General features: G+C 63.4%; 2 protein-coding genes and 1 pseudogene. All 3 read right to left on the bottom strand.

What is annotated here, in order from left to right; genetic code table 11:
* A pseudogene (locus tag VLR48_RS13025) lies at window positions 1-205 on the bottom strand (nucleotidyltransferase domain-containing protein); the annotation flags it as partial.
* Window positions 206-280: 75 nt separating this feature from the next.
* Complete coding sequence (locus tag VLR48_RS13020) at window positions 281-724, bottom strand: DUF29 domain-containing protein (protein WP_325292206.1); 444 nt, start codon at window positions 722-724, stop codon at window positions 281-283.
* Between the two features lie 317 nt (window positions 725-1,041).
* On the bottom strand, window positions 1,042-2,251 hold a 1,210-nt coding region (locus VLR48_RS13015; RefSeq protein WP_325292205.1), incomplete at its 5' end, for a class I SAM-dependent methyltransferase.

Below are 2,251 nucleotides of genomic sequence, written 5' to 3'. Positions count from 1 at the left end.
GGGCGATGAAACGGTGACGCCGCTCGACCAGTTCCTGCGGCGAGAGCGGCGCCGGCGGCTCGACCAGTAGATCGATTAGATCGATGTCTCCGCCGCGCCGGCTGTCGTCCGGGCGCGAGCCGAACAGGCGGATCGTCGAGCGAGGGGCGAAGGTCTCGCGAGCCGCCCGTTCGATCGCCGCGATTTCTGTCGGGTTCAGACGCACACAAGATCTCCGGGGAAGCCGCGCGCCTACGCGGCGTAAGGGGCTTCGCGGATCGGCAGCATCGACGACGCGATGTCAGGCCGTCTTGGATTGGGGCCAAAAGTGCTCGTCGATCAGTTCGTCCAGGGTGTAGGGGCAACTCGAGGGGAATGTCTGCTCCGGCAGACCGGTTTCCCCTGCCGCCAGCAATCTGGCGCTGATGTAGCTGTCCTCCAGATCGCTGATCAGTCGGGGCTTGAGGCTTGGACTGTCGCGCAGAAGCGCGTCCAATTGCTTGCGTTGCTCGCGAATCGTGCCGGTCCAGCTCGGTCCTCGGCGCTCTGGCTGGTAAGCATATTTGAGTAAATGCGCAAGCAGGACCACGGATCGACTGCGTAAGGCCCGCTTCTCGCGTTTTCCCATGTCCTCCAGCTCCTCGGCCAGGTTCTCCACGTCGATGCGCTCCCACATGCCTTCGCGCAATAGTCGAGCCTGATCGCTAAACCACTGATAGTAATCTTGATCATAGGTCGGATTCATGCGGTCGACCCCTCGGGTGTGGTGTGTGCCGTCATCGCCGTTTAGGCCCCCTCCCCCCGGCCCCCTCCCGCCAGGGGAGGGGGAGACGGATTGCGCCCTCACGCCAGGGGGGCACATCCGTGCCGTCGGTCAATGCGGACTCATTGGTTGTTTCAGTCGTTAAGGAACGATTGAAAATCAACATGAACGGTAGGTTGGGCAAAGCGAAGCGTGCCCAACCCGCGCCGGCATCACAGGAGCAGTTGGGCACGCTGCGCTTTGCCCAACCTACGGCTGATGGCGTTCACACATCTGTACACTTTATTTTTGAACCGTCCCTAATCGACGACCAGATCCGGAACCGCGGTGATGAACCGAGCACCCCAGTCCCGAGCATAGCCCAGTTGCGCCTTCACCTCGGTGCTTAAGTTCCAGGGGAGCACGATGATGGCGTCGGGCTTCGTCTGCAGCAGACGCTCCTCACCGACGATCGGGATACGGCTGCCGGGGAGATATTTGCCCTGCTTCGCCGGATTCCGGTCGACAACGTAAGGCAGCAGGTCGGGCCGCACGCCGGCGTAGTTGAGCAGGGTGTTGCCTTTGGCCGCGGCACCGTATGCGGCGAGGGTTCGGCCCTGCTGCTTGGCGTCGATCAGGTAGGCTAGGAAGCGATTTTTCACCTGGTCGGTCTTGGCTTGGAAGCCCGCGTACCCCTCGGGGCCGTCGAGTCGGGCTGCTTGCTCTCGCCGCAGGATGGCATCGACGCGGGGGTGTCGCGGATGTTGGCCGGTGTCGGCGCGTTGCGCGAAGACGCGCAGACTACCGCCGTGGGTCGGAAGCGCTTCGACATCGAAGACGCTCAGCCCGTTGGCCTGGAAGATCCGCTCCACCGCCATGAGCGAGAGGTAGGAGAAGTGCTCGTGGTAGATGGTGTCGAACTGGGTCTCATCGATCAGGCGCAGCAGGTGCGGGAACTCGAAGGTCGCCACGCCTTGGGGCTTGAGCAGTCGCGCGAAGCCGCCGACAAAATCGTTGATGTCGGGCACATGGGCGAGGACGTTGTTCGCCGCGGTGAGATCGGCCTGGCGGCCTTGTGCAACCAGGGTCTCGGCCAGGCGAACACCGAAGAAGTCCTCGACGACGGCAATGCCCTTGGCGCGGGCGGCATCGGCGGTGCTGGTAGTGGGCTCGATGCCGGTGCAGTGGATGCCGCGGGCCTGGACGTATTGCAGGAGATAGCCATCGTTGGCGGCGATCTCGACGACGTGGCTCGCGTCGGTCAGGCCGAAGCGCTCGACCATGGCGGCGACATAGCGCTCGGCGTGGGCGAGCCAGGTGCTGGAATAGCTGCTGAAGTAGGCGTAATCGGTATCGAAGAGCGCGTCGGCCTGGGCAAAATCCTCTGTCTGCACGAGCCAACAGTGCTCACAAACCAACACGCGCAACGGGTACCAGATCTCCGGAGCACGCAGGGCCTCTTCTGTCAGATAGGCGTTGGACGGCGGCGCACTGCCGAGGTCGACGAACGGCAGGGTGAGCGGGTTTTGG

This window comes from Thiocapsa sp. (assembly GCF_035467215.1).
Classification (GTDB): domain Bacteria; phylum Pseudomonadota; class Gammaproteobacteria; order Chromatiales; family Chromatiaceae; genus Thiocapsa.
This window is presented reverse-complemented; position numbering and strand designations above follow the sequence as displayed.

Excerpts from the sequence above, each read along its gene's own strand:
- VLR48_RS13020 (WP_325292206.1), bottom strand. The coding sequence starts at position 724 with ATGAATCCGACCTATGATCAAGATTACTATCAGTGGTTTAGCGATCAG.